Here is a 1,584-nt window from a genome sequence, read left to right as displayed (position 1 = left end):
CGAGCGAGACCCGCTTAGCTAAAACGGGATTTCCTCAACCTCTTGGCAAAGGAGATGGAAATGTCGACAACCCAGACAGCCCCACAGGTCAAGGATACGGCGATCTCGGGCGACCTGTACATGAGCTTCGAGCTCGGCGACAAGTCCTGGAAGGTGACGGCGAGCGATGGCCGACACGGCCCGAGCCGGTACAACGTGGACGCCGGCGACACAGCCGCAGTTGCGCACTGCATCGACAAGGCCCGGGAGCGCTGCAAGCTCGAGCCACAGGCCAAGGTGCACTCGTGCTATGAAGCAGGACGCGACGGCTGGTGGCTGCACCGTTGGCTGATCGAGCAGGGTGTCGACAACATCGTGGTCGACTCCTCCAGCATCGAGGTGAACCGACACGCCCGGCGGGCCAAGAGCGACCGGATCGATGGCGACAAGCTGTTGGCGATGCTGCTGCGCCATCATCGCGGCGAGCGCGTGTGGTCGGTGGTGCATGAGCCCACGCCCGAGGACGAAGACGCGCGCCGCACGCACCGCGAGCTCGCCCGGCTGACTCAGGAGCGCACTGCCCACACGAACCGCATCGGCTCGCTGCTCGTGCTCCATAACCTGCGTCCGCACGTCATCATCGGCGGTCGCGACTGGCCCGCCTGGTGGGCGCGTCACGGCGAGCAGGTGCCGCCTGTCTTGCGCGCCGAGATCGAGCGCGAGAGCGCGCGGCTCGCGTTGGTCAAACAGCAGGTCAAGGCAATGGAGGCCCAGCGGCGCCAGGAACTGGCCGATGGCAAGCAGCCGCAGGTGGCGCAACTGACTCAACTGCGCGCCATCGGGCCCAAGGGTGCATGGGTGCTGGTCAAGGAGGTGTTCGGCTGGCGGCGCTTCGCCAACCGGCGCGAGCTGGCCGGTTGCCTGGGGCTGGCACCCACGCCGTATGCCAGCGGCGACAGCCAGATCGAGCAAGGCATCAGCAAGGCCGGCAATAAGCGAGCGCGCACGATACTGGTAGAACTCGCCTGGAGTTGGCTGCGCTTGCAGCCCGACAGCGCCATGACCCTGTGGTTCAACCGACGCTTCGCAGGCGCCGGCAAGCGCAGTCGCAGAGTCGGTATCGTGGCCCTGGCGAGAAAACTGGCGATCGCATTTTGGCGCTATCTGCAGAACGGCGAGATTCCGGCCGGGGCGACTCTCAAGCCAGCCATCGCTTGAGGCACTGCCAGCCCTCGCACTGAAGCACGGCTTGCCAAGGAACGAATCATCATGATCAAAGGTCGACGCGCCCGAAGCGGCTGCGGGTCACTGCACAGAAGTGACCGACTCGAAAGAAGGGGCGCGTCGGTAACCGGGGTTTGCCAGTGCGCTCGCGCGCATGCAGCATGAGGTGCAGGGCTTGCACGCCCTGCACGGATAGAAGTTCGTCCGAGCACTGGCTCGAACGCTCGCCATACCCCGACCTCCGGATCAGGATGTATCACCCACCATGCCACGCCACTGTCTCATCCGCTCAGCAACACCCGGGGGCCGCCATGAAATACCACCCATCGATACGTTGACCGGAACGCTTGACAAACAAGTCCTCATAGAAGCAGCCGCTCG

Annotated in this window: 1 protein-coding gene; it reads left to right on the top strand. The window is 64.8% G+C overall.

Features of this window, described 5'->3' with window-relative positions:
* The first annotated feature begins 120 nt into the window (after nt 1–120).
* Nucleotides 121–1,197 (top strand): IS110 family RNA-guided transposase, encoded by a 1,077-nt coding sequence (locus BLS74_RS33545; RefSeq protein WP_244504150.1) that lies wholly within the window; start codon nt 121–123, stop codon nt 1,195–1,197.
* The last annotated feature ends 387 nt before the right edge of the window (nt 1,198–1,584 follow it).

Source organism: Variovorax sp. CF079 (assembly GCF_900101545.1).
In the GTDB taxonomy this organism is placed as follows: domain Bacteria; phylum Pseudomonadota; class Gammaproteobacteria; order Burkholderiales; family Burkholderiaceae_C; genus Variovorax.
Note: the sequence above shows the minus strand (reverse complement) of the source record. Positions and strands in the feature narration are given on the sequence as shown.